At 63.1% G+C, this 16,574-nt stretch carries 13 protein-coding genes; 7 read left to right on the top strand and 6 right to left on the bottom strand.

What is annotated here, in order from left to right:
• Positions 1-1,947 carry a macrolide ABC transporter ATP-binding protein/permease MacB gene (gene macB, locus J9788_RS00275; RefSeq protein WP_182264802.1) on the bottom strand — a complete coding sequence of 649 codons (1,947 nt, stop codon included), beginning with the start codon at positions 1,945-1,947 and terminating at the stop codon, positions 1-3.
• Positions 1,947-3,062, bottom strand: coding sequence for a macrolide transporter subunit MacA (gene macA, locus J9788_RS00270; protein WP_046897066.1), 1,116 nt, complete (start codon positions 3,060-3,062; stop codon positions 1,947-1,949). Before macA ends, macB begins: the two co-directional genes overlap by 1 nt.
• Positions 3,063-3,256: 194 nt before the next feature.
• On the opposite strand from macA, the gene J9788_RS00265 reads away from it, so the two are divergent.
• Positions 3,257-4,210 carry a VirK/YbjX family protein gene (locus J9788_RS00265; protein ID WP_033642547.1) on the top strand — a complete coding sequence of 318 codons (954 nt, stop codon included), beginning with the start codon at positions 3,257-3,259 and terminating at the stop codon, positions 4,208-4,210.
• Between the two features lie 14 nt (positions 4,211-4,224).
• Here J9788_RS00265 and J9788_RS00260 read toward each other — a convergent pair whose 3' ends face one another.
• Complete coding sequence (locus J9788_RS00260; RefSeq protein WP_182264803.1) at positions 4,225-5,883, bottom strand: ATP-dependent endonuclease; 1,659 nt, start codon at positions 5,881-5,883, stop codon at positions 4,225-4,227.
• Between the two features lie 187 nt (positions 5,884-6,070).
• Here J9788_RS00260 and J9788_RS00255 point away from each other — a divergent pair, with 187 nt between their 5' ends.
• The 5 genes from J9788_RS00255 to ltaE all read left to right on the top strand — a co-directional run bounded on the left by J9788_RS00255 (position 6,071) and on the right by ltaE (position 12,866).
• The gene (locus tag J9788_RS00255; RefSeq protein WP_046897064.1) at positions 6,071-6,967 is read left to right on the top strand and encodes a lysine exporter LysO family protein; all 897 of its coding nucleotides are present in this window, start codon (positions 6,071-6,073) and stop codon (positions 6,965-6,967) included.
• Between the two features lie 180 nt (positions 6,968-7,147).
• On the top strand, positions 7,148-8,797 hold the full coding sequence (hcp, locus tag J9788_RS00250; RefSeq protein WP_182264804.1) for a hydroxylamine reductase: 1,650 nt from the start codon (positions 7,148-7,150) through the stop codon (positions 8,795-8,797).
• Positions 8,798-8,852: 55 nt separating this feature from the next.
• The gene (gene hcr / locus J9788_RS00245; protein ID WP_182264805.1) at positions 8,853-9,854 is read left to right on the top strand and encodes an NADH oxidoreductase; all 1,002 of its coding nucleotides are present in this window, start codon (positions 8,853-8,855) and stop codon (positions 9,852-9,854) included.
• Between the two features lie 198 nt (positions 9,855-10,052).
• Entirely contained in the window at positions 10,053-11,774 is a 1,722-nt protein-coding gene (gene poxB / locus J9788_RS00240) for a ubiquinone-dependent pyruvate dehydrogenase (RefSeq protein ID WP_182264806.1), read from the top strand.
• A gap of 75 nt (positions 11,775-11,849) precedes the next feature.
• Entirely contained in the window at positions 11,850-12,866 is a 1,017-nt protein-coding gene (gene ltaE / locus J9788_RS00235) for a low-specificity L-threonine aldolase (RefSeq protein ID WP_046897061.1), read from the top strand.
• Between the two features lie 29 nt (positions 12,867-12,895).
• On the opposite strand, the gene J9788_RS00230 is transcribed toward ltaE, so the two are convergent.
• Both J9788_RS00230 and J9788_RS00225 read right to left on the bottom strand, forming a co-directional pair.
• Positions 12,896-13,591 (bottom strand): N-acetylmannosamine-6-phosphate 2-epimerase, encoded by a 696-nt coding sequence (locus tag J9788_RS00230; protein ID WP_046897060.1) that lies wholly within the window; start codon positions 13,589-13,591, stop codon positions 12,896-12,898.
• On the bottom strand, positions 13,588-15,144 hold the full coding sequence (locus J9788_RS00225) for a PTS transporter subunit EIIC (protein WP_182264807.1): 1,557 nt from the start codon (positions 15,142-15,144) through the stop codon (positions 13,588-13,590). Before J9788_RS00225 ends, J9788_RS00230 begins: the two co-directional genes overlap by 4 nt.
• Before the next feature lie 167 nt (positions 15,145-15,311).
• On the opposite strand from J9788_RS00225, the gene J9788_RS00220 reads away from it, so the two are divergent.
• On the top strand, positions 15,312-16,139 hold the full coding sequence (locus J9788_RS00220; RefSeq protein WP_046897058.1) for a MurR/RpiR family transcriptional regulator: 828 nt from the start codon (positions 15,312-15,314) through the stop codon (positions 16,137-16,139).
• Here J9788_RS00220 and J9788_RS00215 read toward each other — a convergent pair whose 3' ends face one another.
• Positions 16,140-16,487 (bottom strand): DUF1294 domain-containing protein, encoded by a 348-nt coding sequence (locus tag J9788_RS00215; RefSeq protein ID WP_046897057.1) that lies wholly within the window; start codon positions 16,485-16,487, stop codon positions 16,140-16,142.
• Positions 16,488-16,574: the final 87 nt, after the last annotated feature.

Genomic DNA, 16,574 nt, shown 5'->3' with positions numbered 1-16,574 from the left:
TTACTCGCGCGCCAGCGCATCGATCGGATTCAGCCGCGCGGCATTACGCGCCGGCAGATAGCCGAACACCACGCCGATGCCGGTGGAACAGAGGAACGCGCTCAGCAACGCCGCCGGCGGGAAACTGATCTGCCAACCCGGCAACACCAGCTGCACCGCCAAACCGATAGCGAACGACAACGTAATCCCCAGCGCGCCCCCCACCAGGCAGACCAAGACCGCCTCGATCAGAAACTGCTGCAACACATCGCCGGAACGCGCGCCCACCGCCATGCGGATGCCGATCTCGCGCGTGCGCTCGGTCACCGACACCAGCATGATGTTCATCACGCCGATGCCGCCCACCACCAGCGAAATCACCGCCACCAGCGTCAGGAACAGCTGCAGCGTGCGAGTGGTTTTCTCTGCGGTTTGCACCAGGCTGTCCATGTTATAGGTGAAGAAATCCTTCTTGCCGTGGCGCAACGTCAGCAGACGCGACAGCTGTTGTTCCGCTTCCTTGCTGTCGTAGCCGTCGCGGATGCGCACGGTGATCGAATCGAAATAGCTGTTGCCCATCAGCCGGTTGGCCATGGTGCTGTACGGCACCCACACGTTCAGCGTCTTGCTGCTGCCGAACATCGACTGCTTCTCTTTAGCCACGCCGACCACCGTCGCCGGCATGTTGCCCACCAGGATCACCTCGCCCACCACGTTTTTTTGGTGCGGGAACAGCCGCCGTTGGGTATTGGCGTCGATCACCACCGTCTGCGCCTGTGACTGCACCTGCATCGGGTCGATGCCGACGCCCTGGGTAAAACTCATGCCGTACACGCGGAAGAACTGCTCGCTGACGCCGTTGACGTTGGCCGCCGCGTCGACGTTGCCCAGCCGCAGCCGCATGCTGCTGCTGATGCTCGGCGACAGCGCGCTGATGTACGGCTGTTCGCGCAGCGCGTCGAGATCGCCGTATTTCAACGATTGCCGATAGGTCGGATCGTCGTCGCCGAAGTCCTTGCCGGGATAGATATCGACGGTGTTGGTGCCAATCGATTTGATGTCCGCCAGCACCATCTGCTTAGCGGCGTCGCCGATCACCAGGATCGATACCACCGAGGCGATGCCGATAATGATGCCGAGCATGGTCAGCGCGGTGCGCATCTTGTTGGCCGCCATCGCGCGCCAGGCCATGACCAGCGCTTCGCGAAAGCGGCCGCCCATCTGCCGCCAGGAAGGCGCCGCGGCGGCCAGCGTCAGCGGCTTGGCCTGGGCATCCTCCGACGGTGTCGGGCGCGAATCGGCGATGATTTCGCCGTCGCGGATCTCGATGATCCGTTCAGCCTGGCGCGCCACCGCCGGATCGTGAGTCACCAGGATCACCGTGTGGCCCTGGACGCACAACTGTTTGAGGATCGCCATCACCTCTTCGCCGGAGTGGCTGTCGAGCGCGCCGGTCGGCTCATCCGCCAGGATCACCTGCCCGCCGTTCATCAGCGCGCGGGCGATGCTGACGCGCTGCTGCTGGCCGCCGGAAAGCTGGCTCGGCCGATAGTTGACGCGCTCCCCCAGCCCCAGACGGCGCAACAGCGCCTCCGCCCGTTCGCGCCGCGCCGCTTTGCCCAGCCCGGCGTACACCGCCGGCACCTCGACGTTATGCGCCGCGCTCAGGTGCGGCAGCAGATGATAACGCTGAAAGATAAAGCCGAAATGCTCGCGCCGCAGCTGCGCCAGCGCATCGTCGCTCAGCGTCGCCACGTCCTGGCCGGCCACCCGATAGACGCCGGCGCTCGGCTTGTCCAGGCAGCCGAGAATGTTCATCAGCGTCGATTTGCCGGAGCCGGAAGCCCCCATGATCGCCACCATTTCACCGGCGTCGATGCTCAGACTGATCCCCTTCAGCACCTCCACCGTCTGCTCGCCGGAACGGTAGCTGCGGCGAATGCCGTTCAGCTGCAACAGCGCCGCCATCAGCCGGCCTCCACGCCGCCGCGGCTGACGATCACCTCATCGCCCGCCTCGAGCCCGCTGAGGATCTGCACATCGATATTGTTGCGCAGGCCGATGGCCACCTCACGCTTCTCTTCCTTGCCCTGTTTCAGCACCGAAACGTGGTAGCGATTGTCGGCTATCTGATCGCCCAGCGCCGCCAGCGGGATCACCAGCGCCTGCTGGACACCGGCCAGCTGAATGTGCACCTGCGCCGTCATTTGCAAGCGCAGCAGCCTTTCCGGGTTGGGCACTTCGAAACGCGCGTAATAGAAGATGGCGTTGTTGACCTTTTCCGGCGTCGGCTGAATGTCTTTCAGCACGCCGTCGAAGCGCCGGGTCGGATCGCCCAGCACCGTGAACCAGGCCTTCTGACCCGGCTTGAGGTTAATGACGTCGGCCTCCGAGACCTGCGCCTTCACCAGCATGGTGCCGAGATCCGCCAGCGTCAGAATGTTCGGCGCCTGTTGCGCCGCGATCACCGTCTGGCCCTGCAGCGTGGTGATCTGCACCACGTCGCCATCCATCGGCGCTTCGATGCGGGTATAGGCCAGATTGATCTTGGCGGTATCCAGGCTGGCCTGGTTGCGGGCGATCTGCGCATTGATGGTGCCTACCTGCGCCTTCTTCACCGCCAGCTGCGTCGCCGCCTGATCCAGATCCTGACGCGATACCGCCTGCAGTTTGGCCAGCGCCTGGTTGCGCTGCAGCGTAACCGCCGCCAGCTGCTGTTCCGCCTGCGCCTGCAGCAGCTGCGCATGCAGCTCGCGCAGCGTCGCCTCGCCTTCACGGATGCTGTTCTGCGCCTGCTGCGGATCGATAACCCCCAGCAACTGACCTTTTTTCACCTTGTCGCCGATCTCGACATACAGCTTTTCCAACTGCCCGCTGACCTGCGCGCCGACGTCAACCTTGCGCACGGCGTCCAGCTGGCCGGTCGCCAACACGTTCTGCTGCAGATCGCGCTTGCTGACCTTTACCGTTTTGAAATCGGTCGGCGCCGGATGGCGGAAGTGCCAAACGGCCGCCGCGGCAATCGCCGCAATCACCGCCAGTGCGAGTATCCAGCGGCGTTTATGTCCTTTAAACCCTGTCAAAATTGACCTGCCTGTGCTTGTAAATATCGACCGCCCATTGCGGCGGCGGAGCTAAATTAGCACGCACCGTAGGGAATAACTAAACCTTAGCTCAACACAATGTGGAGACACGCTTGGTTACAGTTCGGCATTGAACTCTCGTTTAGTGAAGCCTTGATGAAATAGCGCCATTCAACACAGCCAAGGATTTCATCATGTCACAGCTCAGCTACCCACTCGCCTCCGCCCGGCCGCTTAACGGCTGGCAACTGATGACGGCGCTGATCAATGGCGAAAAGGCACCGAGCAACGCCTGGAAAAAAACCTCGTTTCGCCTGAAGTTTCTCGGCCGTTCGCTGCTCAACTGGCGCACCACCAGCGGCCTGCTCAGCACCCTGGCCAGCAATCCGCTGCTGGAGGAGATCCTGAGCGCGCAGCCGAACCTGCCGTGCAAACTGCATCGTCCCTACCTGGCGGCCAACATGAGCAAGATCGAATGCCTGTTCGCCCTGCGCGATCATTACGATCTCATCGTACAGCGCATGCCGCTGAAGATGCGCCTCGGCCACCTCGGCCCGCATGCCTTCGTGCTGGCCAGCGCGATGGGCAAGAACGAAGCGCCGATCACGCTGGAGCTGGCGGCGATCGACAAACTGAATAAGGAAGGGGAAGCCACGCTGCTGCTGCGCAACGCCAACGGCGTGATGCTGGCGGAGATCACCTTTGCGTTGATGCATTATCAGCAGCAGCCGACGTTGTTCATCGGCGGCCTGCAGGGCGCGAACCATGACGTGCCGCACGCCGAGATCCAGCACACCACCAAAGAGTGTCACGGCCTGTTCCCTAAACGGCTGGTGCTGGAAGGCATCTGCACGCTGGCGCGGCACCTCGGCATCCGCCAGATCGTGGCGGTCGGCAACGCCACCCATATCTATCAAAACTGGCGCTACCAGAGTAAGAAGAAGGACAAGCTGCACGCCGATTACGATCAGTTCTGGCTGTCGATGGGCGCCAAACCGCTCGACAGCGGCTATTTCCTGCTGCCCGAGCGCATCGCCCGCAAGCCGATCGAAGAGATCGCCAGCAAGAAGCGCGCCGAGTATCGCCGCCGCTATCAGCTGCTGGACGAGCTGGAACAGGGATTGGCGGCGCACTTCTGCGCCCGATAACGCCCGGCGGGCCGTCAGTCCGCCCGGCCGCGCGCCAGCCAGATCACCCGTGAGAACATTTTCTTCAGCAGCGGCGGCACCGAGTCCGTGCCCCATTCGCCGGCCTGCATCGCGACCTCGATCGCCAGATCCGGCTTCGAAGAGTGGTGGACCGCTTTCAGGATCACCTTGCGCATCGGCATCTGCGCGTTGATCGGCACCGACGCCATTCGGTGATAGACCGGGGCGAACCCTTCGCGGAACATAAAGTGTTCCATGTCCGGCGCCGGCAGCGCGGTCAGCCGATCGCGTTCGTTGTCTTCATGATTGTCCAGCAGGCTGCGCACGGTGTTGGCGTACTTTTTGCCCGCCTCATCGCCGTCCACCAGCGCATGCCACTCGATACCCATGCGGCGGGCAAAGCGCAGCAGCGGCTTCAGGCCGCACTGAGCGAATTCGATGACCCTTACCCCTTCCGCCTCGAAATGATAGCCGCACTGGCGCGCCAGTTCGTTCAGCAGCCACACTTCGGTTTCGCCCTCCACCAGCAGCCAGCAGCGGGCGAACAGCGACGACGGCCGGTTGAAACGGATGTGAAACGCGATGCGCCGCCCGTCTTCGGCGCTGAGCCCGCGCGGCCCGAGACGATAGGTCGCGACGCGGCCTGACTCGCGCACCAGCCGGCACACGTGCTCCACCGGCACCAACGACACCAATTCGCTGGAGTTGGTGGTGGTGATTCGCTGCAGCGGCAGCTGATTGAGCAGCCCCCAGGCCACCGACAGCATGATCGGATGCAGGCGAGTTTCCGGGTCTTCCACCAGCAGCAGCGGCCGGGCGTGCGGATCCAGCTTGACGTCGCCCTTGGCCTGCAGCAGGGTGGAAAACATGCCCAGCAGGATCAGACGCATGCTGCGGCTGTTCGGCTCGGCGACCATGCGGTTGATGCCGTCCAGCGCGCGCCAGGCGTCCTGCTCCGGTTCACCGCCGCGGCGGCGCGGCCGCGCCACCTGCGAGCTCTGCTCGGCGAAATAGTGCTCGAGCAACTGCTGCATCGCCGCCAGCCCCTGACGCAGTTCGCCGTTGGTCAGCTTCTGCGGATTGCGCACCAGCTCGCGCGTCAGCTGATCCAGCTGCTGCGCCAACGCCTGCGTATCGGGTTTGCGTTCATCGCCGAGGCTGCTGGGGCGCAGGCGGCGAATAAAGCGCGCGTCGCGCAGGCGCAAAACCGGGTGGATGCGGATGATGGCGTGGGCCAGCTGTTCGATATGGTGCAGTTGAAAGGCGTTGCCGTCGGCGTCGAGAAAACCGCGCCAGGTGCACACAGTGCCGTCATCGGCCAGCTCGCCCTCGCAGCGGTAGTGAATGCGGCTCAGGCCGTCTTCCCCCTTGACCCACAGCGGCGTCAGATGGCGGTAGCGCGGTAGGTGCGCGTGGCCGATGTCTTTCTCGCAGAAGGTGAATACCACCTGCAGGTGGCGTTCTTTGGCCGCCTCCTCACCGGGCGGAAAATGGAAGTCGTGCGCTTCAAAGCGATACAGTTTCTGCTCCGGCGCCAGCAGCAGCGTCAGCGCATCCAGCAAGCTGGATTTACCCCAGGCGTTTTCGCCGAGCAACAACGTGTTGTCGTCCAGCATCAGGGACAGCCGATTAATGCCGCGAAAACCTACAATTTCGATACGCTCCAAGAACATCCGCCGCCTCCCGTGCGCGCCGTCGCCTCTTCAATGAGGCGACTTTCACAGAGCATGGTCAAAAAACCCCTTGCAGGTCAAGCGGCCAGCGTCAAATCTGCCGCTTTACTCCGGCCGGGCTTTTGGTTAGCGTGTGCTCCTCGCCGCCGTTCGTCGCGCATCAAAACTCAAGGACACTCGTTGCACCATGTACTCAGGACTGTTGATTATTCTGTTACCGCTGATTGTCGGTTACCTCATTCCCTTACGCCATCGCCCGCTGCTGGTGCTGATCAACCGCCTGCTGAGCTGGATGGTGTATGTGATCCTGTTTTTCATGGGCATCAGCCTGGCGTTTATGGAGAACCTCAGCAGCAATCTGGTGCTGATCTTCCAGTACAGCGCGGCGTTCTTCTTCTGCATTCTCTGCGCCAATCTGCTGTTGCTGGCGCTGCTGGAGCGGCGCATGCCGTGGCGCAGCAGCCATAAACAGGAAAAGCTGCCTTCGCGCGTGCATATGGCGCTGGAGTCGCTCAAGCTGTGCGGCGTGGTGCTCGGCGGCTTCCTGCTCGGCCTGACGCAGTGGCAATGGCTGCAGTTCGCCCATAAAGGCAGCGAATATGCGCTGATCTTCCTGCTGTTGCTGGTCGGCATTCAGCTGCGCAACAGCGGCATGACGCTGCGCCAGATCGTGCTCAACCGCCGCGGCACGCTGGTGGCGTTGGCGGTGGTCGTCGCGTCTCTGGCCGGCGGCGCGCTGGCGGCGCAGCTGCTGGGGCTGCCGGTCAAGGCCGGATTGGCGATGGCCTCCGGCTTCGGCTGGTACTCGCTGTCCGGCATTCTGATCACCGACGCCTACGGCCCGGTGATGGGCAGCGCCGCGTTCTTCAACGATCTGGCGCGCGAGCTGGTGGCGATCATGCTGATCCCGACGCTGGTGCGCCGCAGCCGCTCCACCGCCCTCGGCCTGTGCGGCGCCACCTCGATGGACTTCACCCTGCCGGTGCTGCAGCGCAGCGGCGGACTGGACATGGTACCGCCCGCCATCGTGCACGGCTTCCTGCTGAGCCTGCTGGCGCCGGTGCTGATCGCCCTGTTCTCCTGATCCTTTCCCCTGGGGGCCACCCGGCCCCCAAAGCGTAATCATTCCCATCCGCACGGCAAAATTGCGCTAAATCAAACTTGCCCGCAGTAGTCGCACAAAAGCCTTTTGCAACCCCGATCGCCGATCTATGCTTTTAAACAAGCATTACAAATGCAACTTTAAAATTAAAAGGAAGCGACTATGTTCTGTGTGCAATGTGAACAAACCATTCGAACCCCGGCAGGCAACGGCTGCGCGTATGCTCAGGGCATGTGCGGCAAAACGGCGGAAACCTCCGATCTGCAGGATCTGCTGGTGGCGGCGCTGCAGGGCCTCTCCGCCTGGGCGCTGCAGGCGCGTTCGCTGGGCATCGTCGACCACGAAATCGACAGCTTCGCCCCGCGCGCCTTCTTCTCCACCCTGACCAACGTTAACTTCGACTCCCAGCGCATCATCGGTTACGCGCGGGAAACCCTGCTGCTGCGCGACTCGCTGGCCGCCCGTTGCCGGTTGCTGGATGGCGGCGTGCGCGTCGATCACCCGATGGCGGCGCTGCAGCTGGCCGGCGACGATATGCCTGCGCTGCTGCAGCAGGCGGCGCAGTTTGCCCTCGACAGCGACAAGGCCGAGGTCGGCGACGACGTACACGGTTTGCGCCTGCTGTGTCTGTATGGCCTGAAAGGCGCGGCGGCCTATATGGAACACGCGCACGTGCTCGGCCAGTTCGACGAACAGCTCTATGCCGACTACCACGCTTTCATGGCCTGGCTCGGCACCCGGCCGCGCGACGTCGATACCCTGCTGAACAACGCCATGGGCATCGGCAAGATGAACTTCAACGTGATGGCGATCCTCGATCGCGGTGAGACCCAGGCCTACGGCGATCCGCAGCCCAGCGCGGTCAACGTGCGCCCTGTAGCCGGGAAAGCCATTCTGATTTCCGGCCACGATCTCAAAGATCTGCGCATGCTGCTCGAGCAAACCGAAGGGCAAAACGTCAACGTCTACACCCACGGTGAAATGCTGCCGGCGCACGGCTATCCGGAACTGAAAAAATTCAAGCACCTGGTGGGCAACTACGGCAGCGGCTGGCAAAACCAGCAGACGGAATTCGCCAAATTCCCCGGCCCGATCGTGATGACCTCCAACTGCATCATCGATCCTAACGTCGGCAACTACGGCGATCGCATCTGGACCCGCAGTATCGTCGGCTGGCCGGGCGTCAACCATCTGGAAGGCGACGACTTCGGTGCCGTGATCCGCCAGGCGCAGGGCATTAACGGCTTCCCTTACACCGAGATCGAGCACCTGATCACCGTCGGCTTCGGCCGCCAGACGCTGCTGAACGCCGCCGACACGGTGATCGACCTGGTGTCGCAGAAAAAACTGCGCCACGTCTTCCTGGTGGGCGGCTGCGACGGCAGCCGCGACGAACGCAGCTATTTCACCGACTTCGCCCGCAGCGTGCCGCAAGACTGCCTGATCATGACGCTGGCCTGCGGCAAATACCGTTTCAACAAACTGGATTTCGGCACGCTGGAAGGGCTGCCGCGTCTGCTGGACGTCGGCCAGTGCAACGACGCTTACTCCGCCATCATGTTGGCGGTCAAGCTGGCGGATACGCTCAGCTGCAGCGTCAACGAGCTGCCGCTCAGCCTGGTGCTGTCGTGGTTTGAACAGAAGGCGATCGTCATTCTGCTGACGCTGCTGTCGCTGGGGGTGAAAAACATCGTCACCGGCCCGACCGCGCCAGGCTTCCTGACCGACAACCTGATGGCGATCCTCAACGAGAAATTCGGCCTGCGTCCGATCACTACCGTCGAGCAGGATATCACCGCGCTGCTCGCCTGATGCCGTTACCTTATGGGGCCGCCTGCGCCGGCCCCTTTGCTTTTTGAGGTGCCCGATGACTCAACCCACTCCGCTTTGCCCGAACCGCATGCAGGTGCATTCCATCCGGCGTGAAACCGCCGACGTCTGGACGCTGAACCTGATCTGCGACGTTTTCTATCCTTACCAGGCTGGCCAGTTCGCGCTGGTCAGCATCCGCAACAGCGAGGAGACGCTGCGCGCCTATACGCTCTCCTCCTCGCCTGGCCAGAGCCGCTTTCTCAGCATCAGCGTGCGCTGCCTGCCGGACGGCGTCGGATCGCGCTGGCTGACGCAAGAGGTCAAGCCCGGCAACACGCTGTGGCTGTCCGACGCGCAGGGCGAATTCAGCTGCGAGCGCCACCCGGCCGATCGTTATCTGATGCTGGCGGCCGGCTGCGGCGTGACGCCGATCGTCTCGATGTGCCGCTGGCTGACCGCCAACCGACCGGCCTGCGATATCGCCGCGATCGTTAACGTACGCACCCCCGCCGACACGATTTTCGCCGATCAGTGGCGCGCACTGTGCGCCGCCCATCCGCAGCTGCGCCTGACGCTGATGGCCGAGCAGGATCTGCAACCCGGCTACCTCAGCGGCCGCATCGATGAACAGACGCTACGGCAGGCGGCGCCGGATATCGCCGAACGCACGGTGATGACCTGCGGCCCCGCGCCCTACATGGATCAGGTGGAGCAGCTTTGTCGCCGGCTCGGCGTGCCGGCCGAGCGTTTCCATAAGGAGCAGTTCCACACGCCGGCGGCGCAGGCCGACGCAACCGAAGGGCTGACGCTGCGCGCCGCCCGCCCGCTGCGCGAATTCCGCGTGCCGGTCGGCAGCACCCTGCTGGCGGCGATGGAGGCCAATGCCCTGCCGGTCAACGCTGCCTGCCGCGCCGGGGTATGCGGTTCGTGCAAAACCCGCATTCTCGAGGGCGACTACACCACCACCAGCGCCATGACGCTGAGCGCGGAAGAAATCGCGCAGGGCTACGTGCTGGCCTGCAGTTGCCAACTGCAGGGCGATGTCACGCTGGCGTGATCCCTGGCCCCATCGCCGCGATGGGGCATTTATCGGCAAGTTCCCCCTCTTCAGCCCGGTTACACTTTTCCCCGTCCTACGCTCTTTACCCTTCCTGACCGCATCTCGTCCACAGCCGGTAAGCTATGCTTGCAGTTGTTCTGCTGCCACTCACCGGATCGAGTCCACATCGTTTTTCAAACCATGTTTGGGGGAACCATGAAGCAAACCGTAGCCACACTAATCGCCAAAACGCTGGATCAAGCCGGCGTAAAACGCATTTGGGGCGTGACCGGCGATTCGCTCAACGGCCTCAGCGACAGCCTGCACCGCATGGGCACCATCGAATGGCTGGGCACCCGCCATGAAGAGGTGGCCGCCTTCGCCGCCGGCGCCGAAGCCCAGCTCACCGGCCAGTTGGCGGTGTGCGCCGGTTCCTGCGGCCCCGGCAACCTGCATCTGATCAACGGCCTGTTCGACTGCCACCGCAACCATGTGCCGGTGCTGGCGATAGCCGCGCACATCCCTTCCAGCGAAATCGGCAGCGGCTACTTCCAGGAAACCCATCCGCAGGAGCTGTTCCGCGAATGCAGCCACTATTGCGAACTGGTCTCCAACCCGGAACAACTGCCGCGCGTGCTGGAGATCGCCATGCGCAAGGCGATCCTCAATCGCGGCGTGTCGGTGGTCGTCTTGCCGGGCGACGTGGCGCTACGCATGGCGCCGGAAGACGCGGCCGTGACCTGGCATACCCCGGCGCTGCCGCTGGTGCAGCCGCCGATGAGCGAGCTGAACAAGCTGGCGGAAACGCTGAACAAGGCGAAGAACATCACCCTGATGTGCGGCAGCGGCTGCGCCGGCGCGCACGATGAAGTGGTCAAGCTGGCCGAACTGCTGCAGGCGCCGGTGGTGCACGCGCTACGCGGCAAAGAACATATCGAATGGGACAACCCGTACAGCGTCGGCATGACCGGGCTGATCGGTTTCTCCTCCGGTTATCACGCGATGATGAACGCCGACACGCTGGTGCTGCTCGGCACCCAGTTCCCCTACCGCGCGTTCTACCCCACCAACGCCAACATCATTCAGATCGACATCAACCCCGGTAGCATCGGCGCGCACTGCCCGGTCAATATGGCGCTGGTGGGCGATATCCACACCACCCTCACCGCCCTGCTGCCGCAGCTGGAGCCGAAGCGCGATCGGGCGTTCCTCGACAAGGCGCTGGAGCATTACCGCAACGCGCGCAAGGATCTCGACGGGCTGGCGACCGCCGGCGACGACCAACCGATCCACCCGCAGTATCTGGCGCAGCAGCTCAGCCACTATGCCAGCGACGACGCCATCTTCACCTGCGACGTCGGCACGCCGACGGTGTGGGCCGCCCGCTACGTGAAAATGAACGGCAAGCGCCGCCTGCTCGGTTCGTTCAACCACGGTTCGATGGCCAACGCCATGCCGCAGGCGATCGGCGCTCAGGCCACCGCGCCGGATAAACAGGTGATCGCCATGTGCGGCGACGGCGGCTTCACCATGCTGATGGGCGATTTCCTGTCGCTGGCGCAGTTCAAGCTGCCGGTGAAAATCGTGGTGTTCAACAACAGCGTGCTGGGATTCGTGGCGATGGAGATGAAGGCCGGCGGCTACCTGACCGACGGCACCGATCTGCATAATCCGGACTTCGCGGCGATCGCCAACGCCGCCGGCATCAAGGGCATCCGCGTGGAAAAAGCCTCAGATCTGGACGGCGCGCTGCAGGAAATGTTGGCGCACCCCGGCCCGGCGCTGCTGGACGTGGTCACCGCCAAGCAAGAACTGGCGATGCCGCCACAGATCAAGTTCGAACAGGCGAAAGGCTTCAGCCTGTACATGCTGCGCGCCATCATCAACGGCCGCGGCGACGAAGTGGTCGAGCTGGCGAAAACCAACTGGCTGCGCTAAGCAAGCTGCCCCGGTAAAATAAAGGGTATATGATGCCATGTACCCTTTTCCTCTCCCTTACATTCCAGGAACCCTATGCTTATCGATCTACGCAGCGACACCGTTACCCGCCCCAGCGCCGCTATGCGCCAGGCGATGGCTCAGGCAGAAGTCGGCGACGACGTCTACGGCGATGATCCGACGGTCAACGCGCTGGAGGCGGAGGCGGTGCGTCTGTCGGGCAAAGAAGCGGCGCTGTTTCTGCCCAGCGGCACCCAGGCCAACCTGGTGGCGCTGCTGAGCCACTGCCAGCGCGGCGATGAATATCTGGTCGGCCAGCAGGCGCACAACTACAAATACGAAGCCGGCGGCGCAGCGGTGCTGGGCAGCATCCAGCCGCAGCCGATCGAGGCCGACGCCGACGGCACGCTGCCGCTGGACAAGCTCGCCGCCGCCATCAAACCCGACGATATCCACTTCGCCCGCACCCGGCTGTTGAGCCTGGAAAACACCATCAGCGGCAGAGTCTTGCCGCAGGCCTACCTGCAGCAGGCGTGGCAGTTTACCCGCGAGCGGCAGCTGGCGCTGCATATCGACGGCGCGCGCATCTTCAACGCCGCCGTGGCGCTGAACCTGCCGCTAAAAGAGATCGTGCAGTACTGCGACACCTTCACCATTTGCCTGTCGAAAGGGTTGGGCGCGCCGGTCGGCTCGCTGCTGTGCGGCAGCGAGGCTTTCATCCAACGCGCGCTGCGCTGGCGCAAGATGACCGGCGGCGGGCTGCGCCAGGCCGGCATTTTGGCGGCGGCCGGCCTCTACGCGCTGGAGCATAACGTCGCGCGGCTGCGCGAAGACCATGACAACGCGGTCTGGCTAGAGCAACAGCTGCGGCAGATCGGCGTGGAGATCGCCGAACCCGGCGCGCAGACCAACGTGCTGTACCTGCGCCAAACGCCGGCGCTGGCGGCCAAATTCGGCCCGTGGATGCGCGAACGCGGCGTGCTGATCAGCAGCGGCCCGCTGACGCGCATTCTGACCCACCTCGACGTCAGCCGTCAGGATCTGCAGCGGGTGGTCGAACTGTGGCAGGAGTTTCTTCAGCAGCACGCCTGATTTCCCCTCCCGGTGCGCCGGGAAGTCTCTTATCGCCCGCCGATGGCGTCGACAAAGCGGCGGGTGATCTGTTGCGGGCGGGTAATGGCGCCCCCTACCACCACCGCATGCGCCCCCAGCGACAGACAGCGCGCGGCCATCGCCGGCGTTTCGACATTGCCTTCAGCGATGACCGGCACCGATACCGCCGCCAGCACCGCACGCAGAAAGCCGAAATCGTTATCCGCCAGTCGGGCGCCCCGGCTTTCAGCGGTATAGCCGTACAGCGTGGTGCCCACACAGTCGAAACCCAACCTGGCGGCCTCTTGCGCCTCCTCCAGGGTGGCGATGTCCGCCATCAGCAACAGCCGGGGATACCTGGCGCGGATCGCGGCGACCAACGCGGCCAGCTGCAACTCCCCCGGCCGCGGGTGGCCGGTGGCGTCCAGCGCGATCATCTGCGGCGCCGCCGCCATCAACTCATCGATTTCACGCAGGGTCGGCGTGATGTAGACGTCGCTGCCCGCATAATCGCGCTTTATGATGCCGATGACCGGCAGCGCCACCGTGCGCATGATAGCTTTGACGTCTTCGACGCCGTTGGCGCGGATCGCCGCCGCGCCGCCTTGCTCGGCTGCCAGCGCCATGCGCGACATGATAAAATCGCTGTGCAGCGGCTCGTCGTCCAGCGCCTGGCAAGACACCACCAGGCGCCCCTCAATCTGCTGCAAAATGGAAAGCGTCATAAATCCAACAACTCCTCGACTTCGTTTTTGATGATGGTGACGTGCGGGCCGTAGATCACCTGAACACCGTTGCCGCGAACGATAACTGCCCGTGCGCCGCTGGCCTTCAGCCCGCTTTCGTCCAGTAACCGGCTCTGTTTCACCGTCACGCGCAACCGCGTGGCGCAACAATCCAGTTCGACGATATTCTCTTTGCCACCCAGCGCCGCCAGCACCTGCTGCGAGCGTTCGGTGCCCGTCATCACCGCTTCCGGCGAGGTTTCCGCCTCGCGCCCCGGCGTTTTAAAGTTGAAGCGCACGATCAGGAAACGGAACGTGAAGTAGTACAGGAAGAACCAAGGCCCCCCTGCCAGCGGGACGTACATCCAGTGGGTTTTCGCTTCGCCCTGCAGCACGCCGAACAGCATGAAATCGATAAAGCCGCCGGAGAACGTCTGGCCGATGGTGATATGCAGGATGTGAGCGATCATGAACGCCAGGCCGTCGAACAGCGCGTGCACCACGTACAGCGCCGGCGCGACAAACAGGAACGAGAATTCGATAGGTTCGGTGATGCCGGTCAGAAACGAAGTCAGCGCCGCCGACAGCAACAGTCCGCCGACGCGTTTGCGGTTCTCGGGACGCGCACTCTGGTACATCGCCAGGCAGGCGCCGACCAGGCCGAACATCATGGTGATAAAACGGCCGGACATGAAACGCGCCGTGCCGATATAGAACTGCTGAGTATTCGGGTCGGCCAACTGGGCGAAGAAAATGCGCTGTGTGCCTTCCACCAGCTGTCCGTTGATCACTTCGCTGCCGCCGAGCGCGGTGGTCCAAAACGGTAGATAGAAGATGTGATGCAGGCCGAACGGCCCGAGCATGCGCAATACGAAGCCGTAGATAAAGGTACCGAGATAGCCGCTGGCGTCTACCAGCCCGCCCATGCCGAAGATCAACTGCTGGAAATGCGGCCACACCACCGTCATCAGGGCACCGACCGTCATCGCCGCCAGCGAGCTGACGATCGGCACAAAGCGCGAGCCGCCGAAGAAACCCAGGAACGGCGGCAGCGCTATCTTGTTGTAGCGGCCATGCAGATACCAGGTCACCAAACCGATGACCACCCCGCCGAACACCCCGGTCTCCAGCGTCTGGATCCCGAGAATCGTTCCCTGCCCCACCGCGCCCGCGTTCTGCGTGGCCAGCGTGCCGTTGATTTTCAACAGCGCATTGATGGTGGCATTCATTACCAGATAGGCGATCAGCGAAGCCAGCCCCGCCGTGCCCTTGTCGCTTTTGGCCAGCCCCACCGCCACGCCGACCGCGAACAAGACCGCCAGGTTGGCGAACACAATAGCACCGGCACTGGCCATCACGGTAAATATGCTTTGCAACCAGCCGACATCGAGGAAGGGATACGCCTCGACGGTATTGGGATTGGACAGCGCACCGCCGATCCCCAACAGCAGGCCGGCCGCCGGCAGCACGGCGATCGGCAGCATGAACGATTTGCCGAACAGCTGGGCTTTTTCGAACCAGCCGCCGGAGCGCGGCAATTCTGGTATTGACATAAATTTTCCCCCGATATCATTTTTGTGATGAAAATTTTTACCACATTAAAATGGTTTTAATGAAAAATTTATTCATAACGATGATCGGCTTCACAATCCGTCGATTTCACTGGCGAGCCGCGGCGTCTTTCCGCCACAATAGAAACGGGAATACTCAGAAAGGTAACGTGATGAATACAGGCAACTTGTTATTGCGGCTGCGGCAGGATTTGGCGGGGTACAGCCCCACGCTGCAAAAGCTCGGCAACTATCTTCTTGCGGAGCCCTCCCGCGCCGTTTACCTGACCATCACCGAACTGGCGCGTGAAAGCGCCACCAGCGAAGCCAGCGTCACGCGGCTGTGCCGCCATCTCGGCTGCAAAGGCTATACCGAATTTAAAATGGCGCTGGCCCTCAGCTTGCAACAAAGCCAGCCGGAAGCGGCGACGCGCCAAAGCGCGGCGGAAAATTTGGTGGAAGAGAGCGTACAGGCGCTGCGGGATACCGGCGCGCTGTTGGATCCGCAGGCGCTGCAACAGGCGGCGGACAGCCTGCAACGTTGCGCTTCGGTGCAGATTTACGGCGTCGCCGCCAGCGCCATCATCGGCGACTTCCTGCACTACAAGCTGTTGCGCCTCGGCAAACCGGCGCAGCTGTTCAGCGACATGCACCGGGCGGCGATGAATGCAGCCTCGCTGAATGAGCGGGATCTGCTGATCGTCATCTCCAGTTCCGGCTCAACCAAGGACGTGCTGCATGCGGTGACGTTGGCCAAAGGGCGCGGCGCACGCGTGATCGCCGTCAGCAATACCCAACGCAGCCCGCTGGCCAAGATGGCGGATACGCTGCTGGTGGCGGCCAAACCGGAAGGGCCGCTGACCGCTGGCGCCCTGCCGGCCAAGGTCGGCGCCATGCTGCTGGTGGAGTTGATGATCGCCGAACTGACTCAGCGCGATCCCGCCTACGCTCAGGCGATGCAGACCACCGCCAGCGCGACTCTGCCGCTGCTGCTGTAATCAGAAGATCCAGCGGCCGTAAACCCAGTACCACAGCCCCAGCACCGCCGCCAGGTTGAGCGCCACGCTGAGAATAAACCAGGTTTTAAACGGCTGCTTCTGGGTCTTGTGGCGAAACAGCTGTTGCGCCAGCAGCGCGCCCAACCAGCCGCCCAGCGCGCCGAACAGCAACAGCGTCGCCTCCGGCACCCGTCGCCACCCCTTGCGCGCAGCCAGCTTATCGCCGCCGTAGATCAGAAACGTCAGCAGATTGGCCGACAGCAGCCACATCCACACCGGATGCGGCGAGAACAGGCTGGCGATCAGCGCCAGGCCCAGCAGGGCGTAACAAATCACATTGAGCTTCATGACATCCGGTCTTCGTTCGATAAGGGGCGCGTAGTGTGAACCTGCGCCGCGGCGGATGCAACCGGCTTATACCCATACAAAAAGTGC

The organism is Serratia sp. X10 (assembly GCF_017811775.1).
In the GTDB taxonomy this organism is placed as follows: Bacteria; Pseudomonadota; Gammaproteobacteria; order Enterobacterales; family Enterobacteriaceae; genus Serratia; species Serratia ureilytica.
The sequence above is the reverse complement of the archived record's forward strand: the minus strand, read 5'-3'. Positions and strand labels throughout refer to the sequence as shown.